This is a genomic window from Herbaspirillum rhizosphaerae (assembly GCF_046025915.1).
Classification (GTDB): domain Bacteria; phylum Pseudomonadota; class Gammaproteobacteria; order Burkholderiales; family Burkholderiaceae_D; genus Herbaspirillum; species Herbaspirillum rhizosphaerae_A.
The window spans coordinates 25,045-47,055 of the sequence record NZ_JAQQFR010000013.1 but is presented as its reverse complement, the minus strand read 5'-3'; the positions used below and the strand labels follow the sequence as shown (position 1 = coordinate 47,055).

Genomic DNA, 22,011 nt, shown 5'->3' with positions numbered 1-22,011 from the left:
ATGTGTCCATCGCTGAAAGATTCTGTACTGCGTGACTACTGATACAACAACAACCGTCGTCCCGGCGATGCGGGACGACGGCACAAGCGATTACTTCAGCTCGATGTCATCAAAGTTGAACGATGCATCAGGCATCACATACACGCCCTTCAGGTTCTTGCTGCGTGCATACAGGACTTTTTCCGTCACCAGGAAGGCCCATGGCGCATCCTTCCAGATTTCGGTTTGTGCATCCTTGTACAGCGCGGCCTTCTGTGCGCGGTCAGTGACGGTCAGCGCCTGAGCGATATCGCCATCAACCTTGTCGCTCTTGTAGTAAGCGGTGTTGTACAGCTTTGGCGGAAAGGCTTCGGAAGCCAACAACGGACGCAGGCCCCAGTCAGCTTCACCGGTGGACGACGACCAGCCGCTGTAGTACAGACGTACCGGCGCAGTATCCGGATTCTGTGCAGTTTCGACCTTCTCTACGCGTTGACCGGCTTCCAGCGCCTGCACCTTGACCTTGATGCCGACTTGCGCCAATTGCTGTTGCAGGAACTGGATGATCTTCAGCGCTGTAGTGTGGGTATAGGCAGACCACAATTCAGTTTCAAAACCATTTGGATAGCCTGCTTCAGCCAGCAGCGCCTTGGCCTTCTTCACGTCATACGGCCATGGACCGGTCTTGACAGCGTAGTCGACGCCTTGTGGCAACACGCCATCCATCGGCACTGCATAGCCGCTGAAAGCGACCTTGACCAGCGCATCCTTGTTGATTGCGTAGTTGATGGCCTGACGCACCTTGACGTTATCGAACGGCTTTTGCTTCACGTTCATCGACATGTAGCGCTGGATGATCGACGGGCCGCTGACGATGTCCAGTGCGCCCTTGCCCTTCAGCAGTTCAGCCTGCTCATACGGCAGCGGGAAAGTGAATTGCGCCTCACCGGTCTGCATCATGGCGGCGCGCGAGTTGTTGTCGACCACCGGTTTCCAAATCACTTCGTCAACCTTCGGATAGCCGGCCTTCCAGTAGCCGGAGAATTTCTCCGCCTTCATGTAGTCGGTTTGCTTCCATTCGACGAACTTGAAAGGACCTGTGCCGACCGGATGGAAAGCGATGTCCTTGTTGCCGTACTGCTTCAATGCCGTCGGCGAGATAATCACAGCCGATGGGTGAGCCAGAACGTTGATGAAGGCCGAGAACGGCTCTTTCAGGACGATCTTGACGGTGTAGTCGTTCAGCACTTCGGTGCGGGCGACGCGGTTGAACAGGTTGTAGCGTTTGAGCTTGTTGTCGGGATTGGTGACACGATCCATCACGGCTTTCACGGCATCTGCCTTGAACACAGTGCCGTCGTGGAACTTCACGCCCTGACGCAGACGAATGGTGTATTCCAGGCCGTCCTTGCTGACCAGATAGCCTTCAGCCAGCACGTTGACCAGCTTCAGGTCCTTGTCGAACGCGAACAGGCCTTGATAGAAGGACTTGGTCACGGCCAGCGACAAGGTGTCGTTGGCATCATACGGATCCATGGTCGTGAAGGTGGAAGCAACTGCGAGCGTAACGCTCTTGGCTGCCCATGCATGCACGGCGGCAAATTGCATGGTGGTGCCGATGGCGCCGAGCGCGAGCCATCGGATGACAGTTGTGCCGCGACGGGAAGATTGAGTAGTCATGGTTAGGCTCCTGAGTTTCTAAATGATCTAAGTGATTAATGAGGCGACGACAAACTAAAAAGCAGCAGAAATACGATGTGTTGCAACAAAATGGCCGGGGCCGACTTGCTTCAGAGGTTCGACCAGCGGATCGTCTCCGATGGCGCGAATGGGGCTTGGAATCTCATCATTTTGCAAACCTTTCTTCAGATGGCGCAGCTCGGGATCCGCCACCGGGACGGCGGCCATGAGCTTGCGCGTGTAAGGATGCTGAGGATTTTCAAAAATCGCGCGGCGCGGACCGATCTCGACAATCTGGCCCAGGTACATCACGGCAACGCGGTGGCTGATGCGTTCCACCACCGCCATGTCGTGCGAAATAAAGATAAACGAAATGCCCAGTTCAGCCTGCAGATCCAGCATCAGGTTGACGATCTGCGCCTGGATGGATACGTCCAGCGCGGATACCGATTCGTCGGCGATGACGATCTTCGGATTCAGCGCCAGTGCGCGTGCGATACAGATGCGCTGGCGTTGGCCGCCGGAGAATTCGTGCGGATAGCGCTGCGCATGTTCCGGCAGCAAACCGACGCGGGTGAGCAATGCATCGACACGTTCCTGCGCGCCCTCTTTCATGCCGTGCACCAACATCGGCTCCATGATGGAATAGCCGACCGTCATGCGCGGATCGAGCGAGGCGAACGGATCCTGAAAAATGAACTGGATGTCGCGGCGCAGCTCGCGCAACTCTTTGCGCGGCAGCTCCGCCAGATTGCGGCCGCCGAATTCGACCTTGCCGCCACTGATCTCGACCAGACGCAACAGGGAACGGCCGGTGGTCGACTTGCCGCAGCCTGACTCGCCGACGATCGCCAGCGTCTCGCCGGAATACAGATCAAAGCTGACGCGCTCGACGGCGTGGACGCGCTGTTTGACACGACCGAAGATGCCGCTCTTGACGTCAAAACGTGTAGTCAGGTCGGTGACCTTGAGAATAGGCTGACGCTGCTGAGCGATTTCCGATGCGGCCTGCAATTCTTCTGCGATGGCTTCCGGCTTGGCTTCGGCACTGGCGGCGATACCGAATCGCGACGGCGTGTCGGTGCCCTTCATCGCCCCCAGGCGCGGCACCGCTGCCAGCAAGCCTTGCGTGTAAGGATGTGCAGGCGCAGCGAAGATGCTGCGCACGTCGTTTTCTTCCACTTTGTCGCCGCGGCACATGACGACGACGCGGTCGGCGATTTCCGCCACGACGCCCATGTCATGGGTGATAAAGACCACCGCCATGTGCATTTCTTTCTGCAGGGAGCGGATCAGTTGCAGGATCTGCGCCTGGATCGTCACATCCAGCGCCGTGGTCGGCTCATCGGCGATCAGCAGCGACGGCTTGCAGGACAAGGCCATGGCGATCATCACGCGCTGGCGCATGCCACCCGACAATTGATGCGGGTGACGGCCGAGCACGCGCTTGGCTTCCGGGATGCGTACCATTTCCAGCATGCGCAGCGCTTCTGCACTGGCGGCGCTGTGGCTCATGTTCTGATGCAGGCGAATCGATTCGGCGATCTGCTCACCGACGGTGAAGACCGGATTGAGCGAGGTCATCGGCTCCTGAAAAATCATCGCGATCTCTGCGCCACGAATGCTGCGCATGGTTGACTGCGGCGCCTTGACCAGATCCAGCGTGCTATCGCCACCATTACTGCGACGCTGGAATTGCATGCTGCCGGACACGATACGGCCGCCGCCATGTTCGATCAGGCGCATGATCGCCAGCGACGACACGGACTTGCCGGAACCCGACTCGCCGACGATGGCCAGTGTTTCGCCCTTGTCGACGTGGAAGGACAAACCACGCACGGCTTCCACCGTCCGCTCGGAACCGGTGAAGGTGACGCCGAGATTGTCGACGGTCAGCACGCGTTTTGCGGCCTGCGAATTCATAGAATTCAGCGATGATTGATCTTGCGTTGCCATTTCTGTTGCGTCCTTCACTACTTGTAGATTGCCGTGACAGGCGTGTCGCCGCCACGGGCATAACCGCGATACATACCTTCGGTGTTGAACGTCAACGCCACGTTGCCGTCAGCGTCAACGGCGATCAGGCCGCCCCGCCCTTCATAGGCCGGCAGCACGTCCATGACGACTTGCTCCATGGCTTCTTGCAGCGTCGCGCCGGCATATGCCATGCGTGCCGCCACATCGTAAGCGGCAACGGTGCGCATGAATACCTCGCCGGTGCCGGTGGCCGAGATGGCGGCCGTCGCATTGGCGGCGTAGCAGCCTGCGCCGATCAATGGCGTATCGCCGACACGGCCGACTTGCTTGTTGGTGATACCGCCGGTGGACGTCGCTGCGGCGACGTTGCCATGCATGTCGAGCGCAACCGCGCCGACCGTGCCGAACTTGTTGTCGGGATCGATGGGATCGACAGCGCCAGCCAAACCAGCGCTGTGCGCCGATTCCTTGAAGGTGAACGACGCCGCGTCGTGATCCAGCATCATGCCGCTCTGCTCGCGCACGCGCAGCCATTGCTGATGGCGCGCTTCGGTCTGGTAATACGTCGGGTCGACGATATCCAGTCCCTGCTGACGCGCAAAGGCATCGGCGCCGCAACCGGCCAGCAGCACGTGTGCACTCTTTTCCATCACAGCGCGCGCCGCGACCACAGGATTGCGCACGCAGGTAACGTTGGCGACAGCACCCGCTTTCAAGGTGGCGCCGTCCATGATGGCTGCATCAAGTTCATGCGTGCCGGCGCGCGTGTAGACCGCGCCCTTGCCGGCGTTGAACAGCGGACAATCTTCCAGCAGGCGCACCGCCTCGGTCACCGCATCCAGCGCCGATCCGCCCGCCGTCAATACGGCCTGCGCCGATGTCAGAATCGCTTTGAGTTCACGATGGTAATTCGCTTCATCCGCCTCGCTCAGCGCGCTGCGCGTGATAGTCCCTGCGCCGCCGTGTATGGCAATGACTGGAGTGTTCATGCTTTGTTTGTTCCTGATGCAGCGATCTTTTTGACCGCATTGCTTTTAACTGCGTTGTTCTTGATCGCCTTGCCGCTTGCGCGTGCCAAGCTCTTGCCTTGTTCGTACTGTTCCGCCTGGTATAACCAGGGCAAAACGAATTCTGTCATTTCGGATGCCGCCTGCACCGAGCGCTTGGCGCGATGCGCAACGGCGTCGCACAGGGCTTGAATCAGCACCAGCGCCGCAGCATCGGAAGTCGGCGACATCTGTCTTTCGGTCTGCGAATAAATCGTCACGTCGGCCAGCGGCACCAGCGGCGAATGCGGCAGATCGGTAAAAGCGATCAGCTTGGCGCCCTTCTCGACAGCACGGCGTGCCAGCCGCACCGTGTCGGTGGCGTAGCGCGGATACGCCATGGCGATGACCACATCGCGCTCGTCCAGCTTGAAGAACTGCCGGCCAGTCTGCGACGGGCCGCCCGGATGCACACCGGACAAGACGGTACGGCAGAACGGCTCCAGCGCATGCACCATGATCCCGGCCAGGAAAGCACTGGCGCCGAAGCCGATGACGAAAATACGCTCGGCTTTCAGAATCATCTCCACCGCCTGGTCGCAATGCTCTGCGACCAGCGCCTGGCGTGTCGCTTCGATGTTGCGGATGTCGTTGTTCAAGGCGGCGTAAATGATTTCCGCGCTGGTGGCGCTCTTCTGGACTTCATGACGCATCTTTTCCACCGGCGCCAGCGAAGAAGCAAAATCGGCGACCAGTGCATTGCGAAACGGCGCATAACCGTCAAAACCCAGCGCATGCGCAAAGCGGTTTGCGGTCGCCAGCGAAATCCCCGCCGCTTCCGACAGCTCGTCGATGGTCATGGTGGCGGCACGGAAAGTGTTCGCCAGCACGTAGTCGGCGGTCTTGCGATGCGCCTTCGACAGATTCGGATACAGCTTGCCCAGCACGCGCGCTACTGCGCCGCCGCCCTGCAAGGATGTGTTTTTTGAATTGTGCATACGACGTTGCGATGAAACCCGGTTCGTGAAACTGAAGTAAAACGGAAGTTAGCTAGAAACGACTCCGCCTCAAAAAATGTAAATATATTTTCATTATTTTGAAAAGTAAAGAAAAAATCCTTTCAAAAATGAAAGTAAAAACAGATGCACCTTTATCACGCGAGCGCAAGGTGAAAATGCACCTCAATAGAGAGGAAATTGGCTGCACTGCACCAAAGCGGAATGCGCCAATTCACGACGGGTACGCCGCGAGAGTCACGTTGAAGATCGCAGAAATCAGGATGATTTTTTGGAGGAAGCAGGCACGTCCAGTCACCGCATTTTTGCTGCAGCGAAGCAGAAACGGCGGATGAAACGCCGGTGAGATGTCGGAATGGGGAGAAAAAAGAAATGCAGTCCGCGATGCGCTATTTCAGCAACAGTGCGGACAGCATGGATGAAACTGGACAGCAGCTCAACGCGGCACGATTTCCCGTAGTTCGATCAGATTGCCGAACGGGTCTGCCGTATAGATACGGATGAAACCGGGAATCGGCGCGTCTTCCTGCACCGGGAAACCGCCCGCCTTGAGTTCAGCCAGCATCGGTGCCAGCTTGTCGACGATCAGCCCGGGATGGGCATTGAGCGCCGGTTGAAACTCTTTGTCGACGCCCAGATGCAGCTGCAACACGCCGCACTGAAACCACAAACCACCACGTGCCTGCAAGGCCGCAGGCTTAGGCAACTCGGGCATGCCGAGAATAGTGCCGAAAAAGCGCCGGGCGGCGTCTTCGCCACCGACGGGCATGGCGAGTTGGATGTGATCGATAGCGGTGACTGGCATGAGTATCCTCTGGCTGGCTTGGCTTGCGCTGAGCAGGTATCCGCAGATACGAACATCTGCAGATGTGCAGCGCGACGTGCGGAGGATTCTATCCCTTCGCTACGAACGGCGCTGGCGGTGCCAAAAAACGCTGACTAAATGCTGAATGACGCTGACTAAACGCTGAATGAGCGCTGCCCCGGCACACCTGGACAACGTCGGGAAATGGCGAACCTGCGCGCGATGCCGTATCCTCTCGGCTATATACCTATCTCTGCCGCAATCGTTCCAGACCGCATCAACCGATATCCATCATGAACATCCGCTTTCTCGAAACCTTCGTCTGGCTGGCCAAGCTGAAAAATTTTCGCCTGACCGCCGAGCGCTTGCACACGACACAGGCGGCGGTGTCCAGCCGCATCGCCACGCTGGAGCAGGATTTCGGCGTGCGTCTGTTCGACCGCGGCGCGCGCGAAGTGACGCTGACCACCGATGGCAGCAAGGCGCTGGTGTATGCCGAACGCATGGTCAAGCTGATGCGCGAGATGAAGGACGATATGTCGGACAAGCAGGTCTACGCCGGCGTGATCCGTATCGGCGTGATCGAATCGATCGTGCATAGCTGGTTTCCGGACTTCATCGGGCGCGTGCACAAGATGTTTCCGCGTCTGCAAATCGAAATCGCCAGCGACACCACCATTCATCTGCGCGAACAGTTCAGCAAAGGTGCGCTGGACATCGTGCTGCAGGCCGAACCGGTCATCGGCACGCACATCACCAATCTCAACCTGTGCGAATTTCCGATGCGCTGGGTTGGCAGTCCCAAGCTCAACATCGGCAGCGAGACCCTGAGCCTGTCCGATCTGGCGACCTTTCCCATCATCAGCTTTGCGCGCAACTCGGGACCGCATGCGGCGATTGAGCGCATCTTTTCCGACAGCGAGCGCGGTGCGCTGCATATCAATTGCATCGCTTCGGTGGCCACAATGATCCGGCTGGTGACTGACGGCTTCGGCGTGGCGGCGGTGCCGCCTGCGATCATCCAGCGCGAACTGAATGAAGAAATCCTGCACACGCTGCGCGTCGATGTGGAGTTTCCGGCGCTGGTGATGCTGGCCTGCTTCCGCTCCGACAACGAGAACCCGCTGACCGAAACAGTGGCCCGTATTGCGCAGGAAACCGCCGCCGACTTCGCACTCAATTGGGGACACGAGATTGCACGTTTGCCATCGCAGGCGCAATAGAACTCCTCGAAGCGTCAATGCCGGCAAGGCTCAGGCGTATTTGCAGAGGCTTGCAACTGAGCACCATAAACGCGCAGCGACCGGCCCACTTTTGCTCATAAGATTTTCCAATCATTCGCGCCAACAATTTCTTGTTGGACAGCGTCAGACCTACTGCGCATACTGAATTTACACAAGATCAGTAGATCGTTCATGGCCCCGGATGCAAACTCCGGCGCAAAAACAAACGACAGATTTCCGCCAGGCATTTTTCCAGCTTCGATTTCCATCCCAACATTCCCGACGTACGGAGTGTTCTCGTGCTGTGAGAATGACTGTGGCCGCTCAATCAATCTCAAAGCAGGAGAAGGCAAGCATGACCAATTCAACCTCAGCACTCGACTCCCTACCGCGCTCGGACGCCAACGCCGCCGTGGACCTGGAAGTCACCTACAAGAAAATCGCCTGGCGATTGATCCCCTTCCTGGTTTTTCTGTTCGTACTGGCATGGATCGACCGCGTCAACGTCGGTTTCGCCAAGCTGCAGATGCTGCAGGACTTGCAATTCTCCGAAGCGATCTACGGCCTCGGCGCCGGCATCTTCTTCATCGGCTACTTTCTGTTTGAAGTCCCGAGCAATCTGCTGCTGGAAAAAATCGGCGCCCGCAAGACGCTGGCGCGCATCACCATCCTCTGGGGCCTGGCCTCGATGGCGATGGCGTATGTAACCTCGCCGACTTCCTTTTACATCCTGCGCTTTTTGCTGGGTGTGTTCGAAGCCGGCTTCTTCCCGGGCGTGGTGCTGTATCTGACCTACTGGTTTCCGGCGCAACGCCGCGCCCGCGTAAACGGCCTGTTCATGACGTCGTTCGCGATTGCCGGCGCCGTCGGCGGTCCGATCGCCGGCACTATCATGAGTCAGATGGAAGGCGTTGGTCATCTGGCCAACTGGCAATGGCTGTTCATCCTCGAAGGCATTCCGTCGCTGATCGCCGGTATCTTCGTGCTGATGTACCTGCCGGAAAAACCAGCCAACGCAAAATGGTTGTCGACTGCGGAACAGCAAGCCGTCACCCATGCGCTGATCGCAGAGAACAAGTCCGCCGGCAAGCATCTGTCCTTCAAGGATGCCTGTAGCAACTACCGTGTCTGGCTGTGTGCCGCCGTGTACTTCTGCGTGGTCAGCGGCAATGCCACCATCGCTTTCTGGACACCATCGATCATCAAGGAAATCGGCATCAAGGGTAACCTGCAGATCGGCCTGATCTCCGCCATCCCTTTCATCGCCGGCACATTGGCCATGATCTGGAACGGCATCCACTCCGACAAGACCGGCGAACGCCGCATGCATAGCGCCATCGCCACCCTGATCGCCAGCATCGGCCTGATCCTGACCGGCCTGACGCTGGGCAACGCAGTCATGGCGCTGTGCGCACTGACACTGGCGGCAATCGGTATCCTGGCCGCCTTCCCGGTGTTCTGGTCAATCCCTGCTGCCTTCCTGGCGAGCACGGCTGCAGCAGGCGGCATCGCGCTGATCAACTCAATCGGCAACCTGGCAGGCTTCGTCGCGCCGTACATGATCGGTGCACTCAAGACCAGCACCGGCTCGCTATCCTCCGGCCTGTACTTTGTTGCTGCGCTGGAGTTTACCGCGAGCTTCCTGGTGATCGTCTTCATCAAGAAAGTCTGATCTCTGATATTGCAAATCAAGTTTCCCCGCGCCGCCATCCTTCGCTGTTCGTTTCTGCAATTCGTTCCTGCGCGGCGGCGCACCTTTTTTCTCCGTACCTGAAGTGGCCTTATGAAACTCTCATTCCAAACTGAATCAACATCGCTGAACGTCGACATCCATACGCTGATCATCGCCGGCTGGGCCGGTCGCGACATCGCCGCCATCGAACATCACATCGAAGAACTGGCTGCCCTCGGCATCCAGCGTCCAAGCGCCGTCCCGCTGTATTACCGCGTGTCGAGCAACCAGCTGACGCAATCGTCGGCGGTGCAAGTGCTGGGCGGGGAATCGTCGGGTGAAGTGGAAACTTTCGTCTTCAATGCCGGCGGAGAACTGTACGTCAGCATCGCGTCGGATCACACCGACCGCAAACTCGAAGCACACAGCGTGGCCTTCTCCAAACAAGCCTGCGTCAAACCCGTGGCCTCTGCCGCATGGAAGCTGGCCGACGTCGCCGACTACTGGGACGAGCTGGTGATCCGTTCGTGGATCAAGGAAGACGGCAAGGAAGTGCTGTATCAGGAAGGCACGCTGGCCAGCCTGCGCACGCCGCAAGATCTGATCGCGCGCTTCACCGACGGCAAGCAGATCCTGCCGGAAGGCTGCGGCATGACCTGCGGCACGGTCGGCGCCATCGGCGGCATTCGTCCTGCGACGTCGTTCACGATGGAGTTGTTCGATCCGCGTCGTCAACGCGCGTTGCGTCATTCGTATGAAGCCGAAATCCTCGCCGAAGTCGCTTGATTCCGACTCACTCTTCCGACTCATTCTCCCCTGATCAAGACATGATTCCAAGCCTGCATCAACAAAGCGAAGAACTGCGCAACAACAACAGCTCCTCGCTTGAACTGACTGAGCTCGCACTGCAACGCGCCGCTGCCGCCGATGGCGAAGGCGCGCGCGTTTTTACGCGTCTGTACGCCGACTCCGCACGCGCTGCCGCAACGGCTTCCGACACGCTGCGCAACGCAGGTATCGTGCGCTCGCCGATTGAGGGTCTGCCGGTGTCGATCAAGGATTTGTTCGACGTCGCCGGTGAAACCACGCAGGCCGGCTCGGTCGCCTTGCGCGGCTATCCGGTCGCCACCGAAAGCGCTGTCGTCGTCAAACGCCTGATCGCTGCCGGCGCCGTGATTGTCGGCCGTACCAACATGACCGAATTTGCCTATTCCGGCCTCGGCATCAATCCGCACTACGGCACGCCGCGCAATCCATGGCAGCGCGAAGTTGGTGGCGTCGATGGTGGACGCATTCCCGGCGGCTCGTCATCGGGTGCAGCAATTTCCGTCACCGACGGCATGGCGGTGGCCGGTGTCGGCTCGGACACCGGCGGCTCGATTCGTATCCCGGCGGCATTCTGCGGCATCACCGGCTTCAAGCCGACCGCACGCCGCGTATCGATGCAGGGCGTGTTGCCACTGTCCGAAAATCTCGACTCCATCGGCGCCATGGCGCCAACCGTCCTGTGCTGCGCCATGATGGACGCGGTGTTATCAGGCGAAGAGTTCGTCGCGCCGGTGGCGCATCCGTTGCGCGGCTTGCGCCTGCTCTACCCGACCAACATCGTGCGCGACGGCATGGATGAACATGTCGCCGCCAGCATGCAGGCAGCCATTGGAAAATTGTCCGCAGCCGGCGCCGTGATCGTCGAACAAGAGGTACCGGCCTTCAATGAACTGGCGGCCATCAATGCCAAGGGCGGCTTCACCGCCGCCGAAGCATGGACCTGGCACCGCCAACTGATCGCCGAACGCAAGGATCATTACGACCAGCGCGTGGTCTCGCGCATCATGCGCGGCAAGGATATGAGCGCCGCCGACCTGCTCGACGTGCTGCACAGCCGCCGCAAGTGGATCGCGAAGGTTGAACAACAGCTTGCTGGTTACGATGCCCTGCTGATGCCGACCGTACCGATCATCGCGCCGAAGATCGCCGACTTGCAGGCCAGCGACGATGCCTACTACGCCGCCAATGGTTTGATCCTGCGCAATCCGACCCTGATCAATTTCCTCGATGGCTGTGCGGTGTCCCTGCCTTGTCATGCGGCAGGAACAGCACCGGTCGGCCTGGGGCTCGCGGCTGCCGGTGGCAATGATCGCCGTTTGTTGTCGATTGCTTTGGCGGTGGAGACGTTGCTGAAGCAGTGAGGCTGATGATTTAATCTGAAATATGGCGTCACCATAAAAATGGCTTGCAGCGATGCAAGCCATTTTTTATTTCAGGATTAACAGTTTCGCCTGATGATGTTTGCAGCAAAGACGCGGTTGTCGCACGACGGACAGCCGCTGCCATTGGAAATCTGTCTCGGCCACAGTGTCGTTCCCGCGCAGACGCAGCGATGCATGGTTGCCGACTTGTAAAGAAAAATACATCCCCTTGCGCACCTGCAGTTCAACGGCTATATTACGCACGTCGAAAAAGGCAGACTTGGTGTGGTCCAGCCCAGGTCCTTCTGAAAGCTGAAGCTCTGTCCATGCCCGTGCATGAGTCCCACGACGAATATCAACGCCATCAAGGCGTTCTTTGTTCGTCCGTGCGGTTCTCAAAGACAACGAACCGTCCTGGTCGAATGACCACTAAGGAGTTTTCATGCACGATGCTTTTATCTACGATGTCGCCATTGCCGGCGGCGGTCCTGTTGGTCTATTTTTGGCTTGCGAGTTACGCCTTGCCGGTCTCTCCGTGTTGGTGCTGGAGCAAGCCGAAGATCTACATTCTCTGTTGAAACAGCTCCCTTTCGGGATGCGCGGCCTGTCCATCCCTACCGTCGAATCCTTTTATCGGCGCGGCTTGTTGGACGATATCAAAGCGCAGCAAGATGCCGCCGGCGCTTCGGCTCCATCACGCCGTGGCAACGCGGGCGCTGCGCACTGGATGCAACAGCCGCGTCTTTCAGGCGGCCATTTTGCCGGTATCCAGTTCTACCGCGACAACATCGACGACTCAAAGTGGCCCTATCGTTTGCCGGGGCAGACCGACGCGATCTTGGTCAGCAATATGGCGCATATCGAATCCGTATTGGCAGCCCGGGCCGACGCCATGGGCGTAGAGATCAGGCGTGGCTTTGCAGTAGAAGCCTTCGAGCAATCAGAGGAAGAGGTGAGCGTTCGCGCTGGCGGCCAGGCTTTTCGTGCGCGCTGGCTGATCGGATGCGATGGCGGCCGCAGTACCGTGCGCAAGCTTGCCGACATGGAGTTTGCCGGCACGGAGCCTGAGTTCACCGGCTATTCGGCAGAAATCGAGATGACCGATCCGGACAAACTTTCTCCGGGCCGTCATTACACTGCCACGGGCATGTACACCTACCAATCGCCGGGCACTATCGCCATGGTTGATTTTGACGGCGGTGCTTGCCATCGGACTCAGCCGATGACGCGGGAGCACGTGCAGTCGGTGTTGCGACGTGTGTCCGGCACCGACGTCACCGTCACGGCACTCAAGCTTGCGAGCACCTGGACCGACCGCGCCTTTCAGGCGACGGCCTATCGCAAGGGGCGTGTACTACTCGCTGGCGACGCAGCGCATATCCATTCACCATTGGGTGGCCAGGGCCTCAACCTCGGGTTGGGTGACGCAATGAATCTCGGCTGGAAACTGGCGGCCACCATCCGCGGCAATGCCCCGGACGATTTGCTCGACAGCTATCACTCGGAGCGGCATCCGGTGGGCGCGCAAATACTTGACTGGTCGCGCGCTCAGGTTGGGCTGATGCGGCCGAGCCGAAGTTCGCGCGCGCTCGAAGCAATCGTCCGGGATCTGATCGAAACACGCGATGGCGCGACCTATTTTGCCGAGCGTGTGTGGGGGCTGTCGCTGCGCTACGATCTTGGTCACAGTCATCCGCTGGTCGGCCGCAGCGTGCCTGAATTCGAGCTGGCCGACGGCTCCCGACCGGGCGATCTTCTCCGCACCGGGAAAGGTCTCTTGCTGGACTTTGGCGCAGGCAAACCTCTGCAAGAGGTGGCGCGTCGATGGAATGGCAGCGTCACTTATATCGCCGGCGACGCGAAAGATAAGCTCGGTGTCTCTGCCGCGCTGGTACGTCCTGACGGCGTCGTGGCGTGGGTGTGGGTGTGGGCCAGCACCAATGACACAGGAACCGCTCCGGAATCACTTGCTCAGGCCGCTTCACGATGGTTTTGTGAAGTATGAAAGCCCACTTGAAAACAGCGACGCGAAGAACTCGCCTGCTATTCAGAAAAATTTAGCACTGGTTTTCAAGCCAGATACAATATTGCGCGCTCTGATACGTCTTCAACTATCTCAGCCATCAGCCCCCGCGCTTGTCCTCCTAAGAAAGAAAACATGACTACCGCAACCGCATCTCCACCGAATCAATTCTCTCGCTATCAAAAATTTGTCGTCGGCATGCTGGCCTTCCTGCAATTTGCCGTGATTCTCGACTTCATGCTCATGTCGCCATTGGGCGCCGTGATCATGCCTGCCATGCAGATTGCACCGAGCCAGTTTGGTCTGGTGGTGTCAGCCTATGCCTTCAGCGCCGGCATCTCGGGCCTGCTCACGGCGGGCTTTGCAGACCGTTTTGACCGCAAGCGCCTGTTGCTCTTCTTTTACACCGGCTTCATTCTGGGCACGCTGTGGTGCGGCCTGGCGCAAAGCTTTGAAAGCCTGCTGGCGGCGCGCATCGTCACCGGCCTGTTTGGCGGCGTGATCGGTTCCATCGTGCTGGCGATTTCGACTGACCTGTTCCCGCTGAGCATGCGCGGCCGCGTGATGGGCATGATCCAGACTGCTTTCGCCGCCAGCCAGGTGCTGGGGATTCCGATCGGTTTGTACCTGTCGAATCGCTGGAACTGGCATATCCCTTTCATTGCAATGGCTGCGATGGGCGCCGTCGGTGGAGTGGTCGTGATGTGGAAAATGCAACCTGTCACCGATCACCTGAAGATACCTAGCGAACACAGCGCGTGGATGCATCTGTTCCATACCGTGACCGAGTCGCGCTATCTGATGGCGTTTGCCACGACTGCCCTGCTGATGACCGGTGGTTTCATGCTGATGCCGTTCAGCAGCGCGTATCTGGTGGCTAACCTGGGCATCGATCTGCACCATCTGCCATCGGTCTATCTGATCACCGGTTTGTTCACGATATTTATCGGGCCGATGATCGGCAAGGCGGCGGACAAGGTCGGCAAATTCCGCGTGTTCATGTTCGGTACCGGCTTGTCGATTGTGATGGTGCTGATTTACACCCATCTGGGCCGCGTGACGCTGCCGGTGGTGATCTTGGTCAATGTGGTGCTGTTTGTGGGGATTTTCTCGCGCATGATTCCGTTCCAGGCGCTGGTGTCGTCGGTGCCTGCAGCAAATCAGCGCGGATCGTTCAATGCGATCAGCGCATCCATCCAGCAATTGTCGGGTGGACTGGCATCCGTGGTTGCGGGCCACATCGTCGCCTTCGGGACAGATGGTCAGTTGCAAAACTTCGACGTCATCGGCTATGTCGTCGTCGGTACGTCGCTGGTGGCATTGACGCTGGTATGGCGTCTGAATCGCGGCATCCAGCAACGGGCCGCGCTTGCAGCCATTGCTGCCGACGCCAAAGCGGCTAACGCTGCCCCTTGACCATATCCGACTTTAACTGCGCGGCGCTGCTCTCTTCTTTGGCCCGCGCCGCTGTCTCGATACACTCCAGCAGCGTTGCCACAGCGATGCTGGGTGTCGGCGCGATACGCTGCAGCACGCCGATTTCCCGAAAAAATCCGGTTCCTCCCAGCGGCAAAACGCGTAGTTTTCTGATCGATGCTCCGGCAGCGAGATCGTAGGGAATGATCGCTACGCCCAGCCCTTTCCTGACCATTTCGATGATGACCATGGGCTCGTCCAACTCCATGGTGTCGTTCACCTGCAGACGCGTGCGCTTGAGATAGCGATCCACCAATTGCCCGCCATACGAGCGACGGCTGTAGCGTAGAAAAGGATGCGCCGCCAGCAAAGCCTTGATCGAGGTCTCCTGCGCCGACAACGGCGCAATGGCGACATAGGTTTCGCGCAGCATGGTGCTCCACGTCAATCCCTTGGTCATCTTCAGATTGGGGCGAATCATGATCGCCAGCGATAAGTCATTGCTGTCGATTTGCGACATCAATTGCACAGACGTGCCCGGTACGACATTGACCTCGACCAGCGGCAGCTTCTTGCGAAAATCCGCGAGCGCTGCCGGCAGCAAACCCAACTGAACGGTAGAGATCGCGCCGATGTCGATCTTGCCTCGGGTAGCAGCCACCTCGGTCTGCCCCTTCATGGATTCAAACAGCCGGATGATTTCTTCCGACGTTCGCAGTAATTGTTTGCCGTGGTCGCTGACGGTGACGGACTTCCCCACGCGGGTGAATAGCTCGCAGTTCAATTCTTCTTCCAGCCGCCTGATTTGCATGCTGACGGCAGACTGCGTCAAACCCAGCCGCGCCCCGGCAGTAGAGAACGATCCAAGCTGTGCTGCAGCGATAAAGGTCTTCAGATAGCGAATCATGCTTATGAAAAATTTGAATTAACAGGATCAAAATTGATAATTTTACATCACAAATTTGTGTATATAGACTGCGTTAAATCCCTGACTACCAAAGGGTCTTGCAGGCACATATCGGCACATACCCGCTCCAGCGGCCTGTTTGCACTTCACTCACAGACATTTATTCAGGAAGGAAACCAACATGACATCGACATCGCTATTTCACCTCGCATTCCCCGTCAAGGATATCGCTGAAGCACGTGCGTTCTATGGCGAGCTGCTCGGCTGTCCGGAAGGCCGCAGCTCTGACAAATGGGTGGATTTCAATTTCTATGGCCATCAATTGGTGGCACATCTGGCGCCGGAAGAAACCGGTTTCAGCGTCAGCAATTCGGTAGACGACCATGATGTCCCCTCCCGCCATTTCGGCGCGATCCTGTCCTTGCCAGAATGGGAAGCCCTCGCCGCGCGGCTGAAGTCTGCCGGCATCAAGTTCATCATCGAACCGTACATCCGCTTCAAAGGCGAAGTCGGCGAGCAAGCCACCATGTTCTTTCTCGATCCATCCGGCAACGCGCTGGAATTCAAATCGTTCGCCAATATGGATTACATCTTCGCGAAGTAATCCGCTCGCCACACACCACATCAGGGGGAAGAAATGAAGAAACTCTTATTGGCATTAGTCCATGTCGGCGCTCTTGTCGGCCTGCAAACCGTGCATTACAGCCATGCAGCGCAAGGCGATGAACTGAACGGCACACTAAAGAAAATAAAGGAAAAAGGCGTCATCGTGCTAGGCGTGCGCGACTCCACCAAACCGTTTTCTTACCTGAACGACAAGCAGGACTACGAAGGCTACGCGGTCGACCTGTGCCTCTCCATCGCCAAGACCATCCAGCGCAAACTTGGCATGTCGCAACTGACCATCTCGATGGTGCCGGTAACCTCGTCCAGCCGCATCCCCCTGATTCAGAACGGTACGGTCGACATTGAATGCGGCAACACCACCAACACGGCCGAGCGCCAGAACATCGTGGAGTTTTCGCCAACCTATTACGTCAGTGGTTCACGCCTGCTGAGCAAGCGCGCCAGCAATATCCAATCGCTGGCCGACCTGCGCGGCAAAAAGCTGGCAATCAACAGCGGCACCACGCATATCAAAATGGTCACGATGCTCAACGATGAACAAAAGCTGGGCATCGACATCATCGCCTCACGCGATACCGCCGAGGGAATGCTGGCGGTGGAAACCGGCCGGGCCGTCGCCTTCATGAACGACGATATCGTACTAGCCTCGCTGGCCGGCGGCAGCAAGATCAAAAACGAGCTGGTGGTCGGCAAGGACGCGCTGTCGGTCGAACCTTTCGGCCTGATCTATCGCAAGAATGATCCCGCGTTCAAACAGGTGGTCGACGGCAGCATCGCCAACATTTTCAAATCCGGCGACATCAACAAGATCTATGCAAAGTGGTTTCAGTCACCGTCGCTGCCACATGGACAAAACCTGAACTGGCCCATGAGCCCGGAAACCCAGGCGGCAATCGCCAAAATCAGCAACTCGCCCAATCCGGCGGACTATGCGCCGCTGCCGAAGGAACAATTGTCGCTAGTCAGGAAGAAGTAAAACATTGCAGTAGGAGAGCAAAAGCACTTCGCAGACAAAGGTAGACGCACAAGCAAAAGCGCCCAATCAGGGCGCTTTTGCTTATTAAAAAAGAAGAGAAAGACCAGCCGCGAGACTAGAACTCATTTCATAAATAGGCGTGAGATGCGTTCTTTCCAGAAAGGGCACTGGCAAGGCGTGCGACGCGTCGCGTGGTGGTGCCACGCGCAAGGAGTGCAACGCGGCCAGCGCCCTTTCTGGAGAGAACCCGGAGGGAGCGTCCTGTTTGGGCGAATTGCTGCGTTACGAATCGGGGTCAAGACGTCCAGTCTTGACCCCGATTCGCGCCTTGCACTTCATCCCAAACAGGGCAAGCTCGCATTCACGCCTATTTATGAAATGAGTTCTACAACTTGCCGGCCGCGACGTCGGCATCAACAACCTCTCGCGCCACGGTAATGGCATGCTCTTCCGCTTCCGACGAGCTGTTGCCGCGAAATTCGGCACAAGTAGCTCTGCGGAAAGGCACCGGGTTATCGTTGCGATGCAACTGGTAACCACCAACCCAGGAGCCGTCGCGCTGCTCATGGCTGCTGGCGCGAATGAAATAACCCTGATGCTCCACCGCATCGCCATCGAGCATCGCGTCGATCAGTGCGCGTGCAAATGCAGCGCCCGCAGCTTGTGCAGCACCGACGTTGGCAAACGGCGCACCCTTGATATGTGGATAAATGTCTTCACCGATATGCACTGCGCAGGCGATACCGCCCTTTTCCGAATGAATGCTGTCGAGCACGGTGATGTGTTTGCCACGATAGTCCAATCCGTACTGCGCCATGGTCTCACCTGAAAATTATAAGAAGAATTAGGGCATCGTAGCACAGGCACCCGTCATGTCAGGCAGACAACTCCGGTCGGCACAAATCGATGCTCCGCCCGGTAAGCCTTGACGCAATGTATTGCGCCATAGCAACCCTTGCTAGGAGCGCGCGCGGCCTGTCATATAATGGCGACCCTACGGCGGAAACAGGCCGATCTATATATGAACCAAAACACAATGACGCAGCCCGGCGCGCCGTCACACAGCACGTATGGCATCAGACTGGAATCGGTCACGCTCAAACGCGGCGATCGCGTGGTCTTCGAACAATTGACGCTGCACTTGACGCAATCGCGCATCGGCCTGATCGGTGACAACGGCGCCGGCAAGAGCAGCCTGTTTCGCCTTATCTGCGGACTGGATCAGCCGCAGACCGGCCGCGTGACCGTGCATGGCAGCGACACCGCCCATGCAGCTGATCGCCGTACCCTGCCGCGCAAGGTCGGCTTGATGTTTCAGAACCCTGACGATCAGATCATCTTCCCGACGGTCGCCGAAGAACTGGCTTTCAGCCTGACTGCGGCCGGAACAGAAAAGAAGCAGGCACGCGAACAGGCGCTTGCCTTTCTGGCGGAACGGCATCGCGCCAACTGGGCGCCGCGCGCCATCGGTGAACTGAGCCAGGGGCAGCGCCAGCAAGTCTGCCTCATGGCACTGCAAATCACGCATCCGACGACGCTGCTGCTGGATGAACCCTATTCCAGCCTCGACATACCGAGTCAGTTGCGCCTGTCTGCTCAGATTCGCGCAACCGATCAGCAGATCATTCTTTCCACCCATTTGCTGGAACACGTGCAGGACTTCGAGCGCGTCTTGTGGCTCGACAATGGCGTCTTGCGTGGTGATGGGCCGGGGCGCGAAGTCTGCGCAGCTTACGCCGCGGATGTCCGCGAGCGATGCGTCGCCGATATGATCGTCCAGGACACCGCCGTCACGGACGGTGCCCTGCTGAAACAAGTTGCCGATGCGTAGCCTGTATTCCACACGCCGCACCTGGCTGCACGGCGTGCCTGCCTGGGTCAAGCTGTTGGCGCTGTCCGTCGGCGGCACGGTGCTGATGTTGACCGGTGTGCTCGTTCAACTTGCTGTTGCGGCAATGATCGTGCTGGCGCTGTTGCTTTCGCTAGGCCCGGCAGGATGGCGGCAATGGCGTATGCTGCGCGGTCTGTTGATCGCGTGCACGCTGATTGCCGGATTCCACTGGCTGGCAGGCGATCCCGCTGTCGGTGTGATCAGTGCCTTGCGTATCATGGCGGCATCGATGCTGGCGTTGATGCTGACCATCACGACGCGCTTCGACGATTTGCTCACGGTGCTGGAAACGATATTGTCGCCGTTGCGCCGCTTCGGCGTGCCGGTAGAACGCATCGCGCTGGGTATCGGCCTGACGCTGCGTTTTGCTGAAAATTTTTACGCACAGTGGCAGCGTCTCGACGATGCGCATCGTGCCCGCACCGGCCGCGGCGGCGGCTTGCGCCTGCTGGCGCCGCTGGCTATCCGCGCGCTGCAAACCGCCGAACGCGTGGCCGATGCACTGGTCGCCCGTCTTGGCGGCTAGACATTAAAACCCGCAATCCACTGAATCCTTTGCATTCCGTGAATCCCGATAACCGATTTTCTTTCAATGAGTGACCCTTCCATGACAACAACCGGCACCATGACATCTACTCGCTCGCTTTCATACATCGCCCTGTTCGCCGCCGTCATCGCGGTGTTCGGCCTGATTCCTAAAATCGATCTGCCGTTCGGCGTACCGATCACGCTGCAATCCCTGGGCATCATGCTGGTCGGCTGTCTGCTGGGCCCGAAGCGGGCGTTCTATACCATTGGACTATTCCTGGTCGCGGTGGCACTGGGCCTGCCGTTGCTGTCGGGTGGCCGCGGCGGTATTGGCGTGTTCGTAGCGCCGTCAGCCGGTTTCCTGCTCGGTTGGTGGGTCGGTGCGGTGGTGTGCGGTCTGTGCATGCGCCAGTTCATGCGCCGGATGCCGGACGCCAAAGGCAAGAGTCTGCTGATTGCGGCTTTCTTGTCGTCGGTTATCGGCGGTATTCTGGCGATGTATCTGTTCGGCATCCTTGGCCTGATGCTGGCTGCACATCTGACACTGGTACAAGCCTCGCTGGCAGTGCTGGCCTTTATTCCCGGCGACCTGGTGAAGTGCGTGATCTGCGCAGTGCTGGTACAAAGCGTGGTGCGCGGCATGCCGGCATGGCGTCTGGATCGCGATTGATTTCACTACGATCAAACTTCGATACCGTCCACGCGCCACTGGCGCACTGGGCGGCAACGACACCGCACGCCATCGCGATTGACGATGGCGTGACGCGCCTCAATTTTGCAGAGCTCTTCCGGCAAGTCACAGCGCGCGCAGAGACACTGAAGCAATCTCATCCGGAGGCAGTCTGCTGGGTTGACGACGTTAGCGATACGAATAACGCAGTGCCTTTGCTGCTGAGTTTTCTTTCCATTATTTCTGCCAACCTTACTGCCGCTGTCAGCGATCCCGACTGGCCGCCGTCCGTGCGTGAGCAAATCTTTGCACGCGTGGCCGCCGGTGTGGGTGCCGAGACAGCGCCTGACCTCGCCACCGCTTCTACGCCTTTCTACATCGGCTTCACCTCCGGCAGCAGCGGCTTGCCCAAGGGCTTCCGCCGCAATCATGGCTCGTGGACCAGCAGCTTCGACATCTCACTGGAATCGTTCGGTCCGGGTGCCGGGGCGACGATACTGGTGCCGGGGCGCTTGTCGCATTCGACCTTCTTGTTCGGCGCTTTGCTCGGACTGTGGAGCGGTGCAGGCATTCGGTTGCAGTCGCGCTTTTCGCCGACGGCGGCGCTCGACACCCTCGCTGGCAAGGGTGTTGAAGGCGCCGGCGCCATGGTCGCCGTGCCGAGCCAGTTGATCCTGATGCTGGATCTGGCGCAACGCCGCGCCTTGGCGCCGATGCCGGACGTGCAGCTGCTGATGATCGGCGGCGCACCGTGGACGCGTGCCCGCACGCCGGAGCTGCAGGCCCTGTTCCCACGTGCGCGCATCATTGAATTCTATGGCGCGTCGGAAACCAGCTTTATCGCCTGGACCGACAGCGAGAGCACCCTTCCCGATCACGTCGTCGGCAAGCCGTTCAGCAATGTCGACGTGCGTATTGATGCTTCCCAACCCAACACGCCCGGATTGATTTACGTGCGCAGTCCGATGGTCTTCAAGGACTACGTCACGCTCAATGAACAATCCGATCAGCCCGCCTTGCTGCGCGACGGCGACTGGTTGTCGGTGCGCGATGTCGGCCATCTCGATGAGCAAGGCCGGCTGCATTTGCTCGGACGGCAACAGCGCATGCTGCTGGCGCAAGGCAAGAATCTGTTTCCGGAAGAAGTGGAAAGCGTGCTCGCAGCCCATCCCGCCGTACATGCCGCCTCGGTACAAGGCATCCCCGATGCTGTGCGCGGCGTGCAGGTCGCAGCGCTGCTGGAACTGAACGAAGCCGTCAGCGCCGATGCATTGAGCGCATGGTGCCGCGAGCGGCTGGAGCCTTACAAGATTCCACGCCGCTTCTACGTCTGCGCCGACTGGCCGTTGACGCCCAGCGGCAAAAGCGATCACAAACAACTGGCGCTGCGCCTGAGTGCGGCCGATGCATCCTCGCCTTCGTCTTCGTTACGACCGTTATGAGCAC

General features: G+C 58.7%; 20 protein-coding genes and 1 pseudogene. 12 read left to right on the top strand and 9 right to left on the bottom strand.

Annotation, left to right across the window (positions count from 1 at the left end):
• Window positions 1-90: 90 nt before the first annotated feature.
• The 5 genes from gsiB to PQR63_RS18855 all read right to left on the bottom strand — a co-directional run bounded on the left by gsiB (window position 91) and on the right by PQR63_RS18855 (window position 6,443).
• A complete protein-coding gene (gene gsiB, locus PQR63_RS18875) occupies window positions 91-1,659 on the bottom strand; it encodes a glutathione ABC transporter substrate-binding protein GsiB (protein ID WP_408169501.1) in 1,569 nt (522 codons plus the stop codon).
• 54 nt (window positions 1,660-1,713) lie between these two features.
• On the bottom strand, window positions 1,714-3,582 hold the full coding sequence (locus tag PQR63_RS18870; RefSeq protein ID WP_408169500.1) for a dipeptide ABC transporter ATP-binding protein: 1,869 nt from the start codon (window positions 3,580-3,582) through the stop codon (window positions 1,714-1,716).
• A gap of 50 nt (window positions 3,583-3,632) precedes the next feature.
• Window positions 3,633-4,625 (bottom strand): isoaspartyl peptidase/L-asparaginase family protein, encoded by a 993-nt coding sequence (locus tag PQR63_RS18865; RefSeq protein WP_408169499.1) that lies wholly within the window; start codon window positions 4,623-4,625, stop codon window positions 3,633-3,635.
• Complete coding sequence (locus tag PQR63_RS18860) at window positions 4,622-5,620, bottom strand: MurR/RpiR family transcriptional regulator (protein ID WP_408169498.1); 999 nt, start codon at window positions 5,618-5,620, stop codon at window positions 4,622-4,624. Before PQR63_RS18860 ends, PQR63_RS18865 begins: the two co-directional genes overlap by 4 nt.
• 454 nt (window positions 5,621-6,074) lie before the next feature.
• The gene (locus PQR63_RS18855) at window positions 6,075-6,443 is read right to left on the bottom strand and encodes a VOC family protein (protein WP_408169497.1); all 369 of its coding nucleotides are present in this window, start codon (window positions 6,441-6,443) and stop codon (window positions 6,075-6,077) included.
• Window positions 6,444-6,736: 293 nt separating this feature from the next.
• On the opposite strand from PQR63_RS18855, the gene PQR63_RS18850 reads away from it, so the two are divergent.
• Window positions 6,737-7,666 (top strand): LysR family transcriptional regulator, encoded by a 930-nt coding sequence (locus tag PQR63_RS18850; RefSeq protein WP_050475884.1) that lies wholly within the window; start codon window positions 6,737-6,739, stop codon window positions 7,664-7,666.
• A 95-nt stretch (window positions 7,667-7,761) separates the two neighbouring features.
• Here PQR63_RS18850 and PQR63_RS18845 read toward each other — a convergent pair whose 3' ends face one another.
• Window positions 7,762-7,935 (bottom strand): hypothetical protein, encoded by a 174-nt coding sequence (locus PQR63_RS18845; RefSeq protein WP_157739293.1) that lies wholly within the window; start codon window positions 7,933-7,935, stop codon window positions 7,762-7,764.
• Window positions 7,936-8,021: 86 nt separating this feature from the next.
• On the opposite strand from PQR63_RS18845, the gene PQR63_RS18840 reads away from it, so the two are divergent.
• From PQR63_RS18840 to PQR63_RS18830, 3 genes are all read left to right on the top strand, one after another.
• Window positions 8,022-9,338, top strand: coding sequence for an MFS transporter (locus PQR63_RS18840; protein ID WP_408169496.1), 1,317 nt, complete (start codon window positions 8,022-8,024; stop codon window positions 9,336-9,338).
• Window positions 9,339-9,449: 111 nt separating this feature from the next.
• Window positions 9,450-10,124, top strand: coding sequence for a DUF2848 domain-containing protein (locus tag PQR63_RS18835; protein ID WP_408169495.1), 675 nt, complete (start codon window positions 9,450-9,452; stop codon window positions 10,122-10,124).
• A 41-nt stretch (window positions 10,125-10,165) separates the two neighbouring features.
• Window positions 10,166-11,527 carry an amidase gene (locus tag PQR63_RS18830; RefSeq protein WP_408169494.1) on the top strand — a complete coding sequence of 454 codons (1,362 nt, stop codon included), beginning with the start codon at window positions 10,166-10,168 and terminating at the stop codon, window positions 11,525-11,527.
• 66 nt (window positions 11,528-11,593) lie between these two features.
• Here the strand turns inward: PQR63_RS18830 and PQR63_RS18825 are convergent, their stop codons facing one another.
• Window positions 11,594-11,932, bottom strand: a complete 339-nt coding sequence (locus tag PQR63_RS18825; protein ID WP_408169493.1) for a hypothetical protein — start codon at window positions 11,930-11,932, stop codon at window positions 11,594-11,596.
• Window positions 11,933-11,969: 37 nt separating this feature from the next.
• Here PQR63_RS18825 and PQR63_RS18820 point away from each other — a divergent pair, with 37 nt between their 5' ends.
• The gene (locus PQR63_RS18820; RefSeq protein WP_408169492.1) at window positions 11,970-13,532 is read left to right on the top strand and encodes an FAD-dependent monooxygenase; all 1,563 of its coding nucleotides are present in this window, start codon (window positions 11,970-11,972) and stop codon (window positions 13,530-13,532) included.
• Between the two features lie 69 nt (window positions 13,533-13,601).
• Window positions 13,602-14,966 (top strand): annotated as a pseudogene (locus tag PQR63_RS18815) (MFS transporter); the annotation flags it as partial.
• Here the strand turns inward: PQR63_RS18815 and PQR63_RS18810 are convergent.
• Entirely contained in the window at window positions 14,950-15,873 is a 924-nt protein-coding gene (locus tag PQR63_RS18810) for a LysR family transcriptional regulator (protein ID WP_408169491.1), read from the bottom strand. The pseudogene PQR63_RS18815 and the gene PQR63_RS18810 sit on opposite strands and share 17 nt — an antisense overlap.
• Before the next feature lie 181 nt (window positions 15,874-16,054).
• Here PQR63_RS18810 and PQR63_RS18805 point away from each other — a divergent pair, with 181 nt between their 5' ends.
• On the top strand, window positions 16,055-16,477 hold the full coding sequence (locus PQR63_RS18805) for a VOC family protein (RefSeq protein ID WP_408169490.1): 423 nt from the start codon (window positions 16,055-16,057) through the stop codon (window positions 16,475-16,477).
• Window positions 16,478-16,510: 33 nt separating this feature from the next.
• Window positions 16,511-17,476: an amino acid ABC transporter substrate-binding protein gene (locus tag PQR63_RS18800; protein WP_408169489.1), complete on the top strand. Its 966-nt coding sequence runs from the start codon at window positions 16,511-16,513 to the stop codon at window positions 17,474-17,476.
• Window positions 17,477-17,861: 385 nt separating this feature from the next.
• Here PQR63_RS18800 and PQR63_RS18795 read toward each other — a convergent pair whose 3' ends face one another.
• Window positions 17,862-18,293 carry a hypothetical protein gene (locus PQR63_RS18795; RefSeq protein WP_408169488.1) on the bottom strand — a complete coding sequence of 144 codons (432 nt, stop codon included), beginning with the start codon at window positions 18,291-18,293 and terminating at the stop codon, window positions 17,862-17,864.
• Between the two features lie 204 nt (window positions 18,294-18,497).
• Between PQR63_RS18795 and PQR63_RS18790 the strand changes: the two genes are divergently transcribed.
• The 4 genes from PQR63_RS18790 to PQR63_RS18775 all read left to right on the top strand — a co-directional run bounded on the left by PQR63_RS18790 (window position 18,498) and on the right by PQR63_RS18775 (window position 22,007).
• Window positions 18,498-19,307 (top strand): energy-coupling factor ABC transporter ATP-binding protein, encoded by an 810-nt coding sequence (locus tag PQR63_RS18790; protein WP_408169487.1) that lies wholly within the window; start codon window positions 18,498-18,500, stop codon window positions 19,305-19,307.
• Window positions 19,300-19,893: an energy-coupling factor transporter transmembrane component T family protein gene (locus tag PQR63_RS18785; protein WP_408169486.1), complete on the top strand. Its 594-nt coding sequence runs from the start codon at window positions 19,300-19,302 to the stop codon at window positions 19,891-19,893. Before PQR63_RS18790 ends, PQR63_RS18785 begins: the two co-directional genes overlap by 8 nt.
• Before the next feature lie 81 nt (window positions 19,894-19,974).
• Window positions 19,975-20,565, top strand: coding sequence for a biotin transporter BioY (locus PQR63_RS18780; protein ID WP_408169586.1), 591 nt, complete (start codon window positions 19,975-19,977; stop codon window positions 20,563-20,565).
• A complete protein-coding gene (locus PQR63_RS18775) occupies window positions 20,562-22,007 on the top strand; it encodes an AMP-binding protein (RefSeq protein ID WP_408169485.1) in 1,446 nt (481 codons plus the stop codon). Before PQR63_RS18780 ends, PQR63_RS18775 begins: the two co-directional genes overlap by 4 nt.
• Window positions 22,008-22,011 lie beyond the last annotated feature (4 nt).

What these genes read in the sequence shown, in the direction of transcription:
- gsiB (WP_408169501.1), bottom strand. Translation starts at nt 1,659, where the DNA reads ATGACTACTCAATCTTCCCGTCGCGGCACAACTGTCATCCGATGGCTC.
- PQR63_RS18870 (WP_408169500.1), bottom strand. Translation starts at nt 3,582, where the DNA reads ATGAATTCGCAGGCCGCAAAACGCGTGCTGACCGTCGACAATCTCGGC.
- PQR63_RS18865 (WP_408169499.1), bottom strand. Translation starts at nt 4,625, where the DNA reads ATGAACACTCCAGTCATTGCCATACACGGCGGCGCAGGGACTATCACG.
- PQR63_RS18860 (WP_408169498.1), bottom strand. Translation starts at nt 5,620, where the DNA reads ATGCACAATTCAAAAAACACATCCTTGCAGGGCGGCGGCGCAGTAGCG.
- PQR63_RS18855 (WP_408169497.1), bottom strand. Translation starts at nt 6,443, where the DNA reads ATGCCAGTCACCGCTATCGATCACATCCAACTCGCCATGCCCGTCGGT.
- PQR63_RS18850 (WP_050475884.1), top strand. Translation starts at nt 6,737, where the DNA reads ATGAACATCCGCTTTCTCGAAACCTTCGTCTGGCTGGCCAAGCTGAAA.
- PQR63_RS18845 (WP_157739293.1), bottom strand. Translation starts at nt 7,935, where the DNA reads ATGGAAATCGAAGCTGGAAAAATGCCTGGCGGAAATCTGTCGTTTGTT.
- PQR63_RS18840 (WP_408169496.1), top strand. Translation starts at nt 8,022, where the DNA reads ATGACCAATTCAACCTCAGCACTCGACTCCCTACCGCGCTCGGACGCC.
- PQR63_RS18835 (WP_408169495.1), top strand. Translation starts at nt 9,450, where the DNA reads ATGAAACTCTCATTCCAAACTGAATCAACATCGCTGAACGTCGACATC.
- PQR63_RS18830 (WP_408169494.1), top strand. Translation starts at nt 10,166, where the DNA reads ATGATTCCAAGCCTGCATCAACAAAGCGAAGAACTGCGCAACAACAAC.
- PQR63_RS18820 (WP_408169492.1), top strand. Translation starts at nt 11,970, where the DNA reads ATGCACGATGCTTTTATCTACGATGTCGCCATTGCCGGCGGCGGTCCT.
- PQR63_RS18810 (WP_408169491.1), bottom strand. Translation starts at nt 15,873, where the DNA reads ATGATTCGCTATCTGAAGACCTTTATCGCTGCAGCACAGCTTGGATCG.
- PQR63_RS18805 (WP_408169490.1), top strand. Translation starts at nt 16,055, where the DNA reads ATGACATCGACATCGCTATTTCACCTCGCATTCCCCGTCAAGGATATC.
- PQR63_RS18800 (WP_408169489.1), top strand. Translation starts at nt 16,511, where the DNA reads ATGAAGAAACTCTTATTGGCATTAGTCCATGTCGGCGCTCTTGTCGGC.
- PQR63_RS18795 (WP_408169488.1), bottom strand. Translation starts at nt 18,293, where the DNA reads ATGGCGCAGTACGGATTGGACTATCGTGGCAAACACATCACCGTGCTC.
- PQR63_RS18790 (WP_408169487.1), top strand. Translation starts at nt 18,498, where the DNA reads ATGAACCAAAACACAATGACGCAGCCCGGCGCGCCGTCACACAGCACG.
- PQR63_RS18785 (WP_408169486.1), top strand. Translation starts at nt 19,300, where the DNA reads ATGCGTAGCCTGTATTCCACACGCCGCACCTGGCTGCACGGCGTGCCT.
- PQR63_RS18780 (WP_408169586.1), top strand. Translation starts at nt 19,975, where the DNA reads ATGACAACAACCGGCACCATGACATCTACTCGCTCGCTTTCATACATC.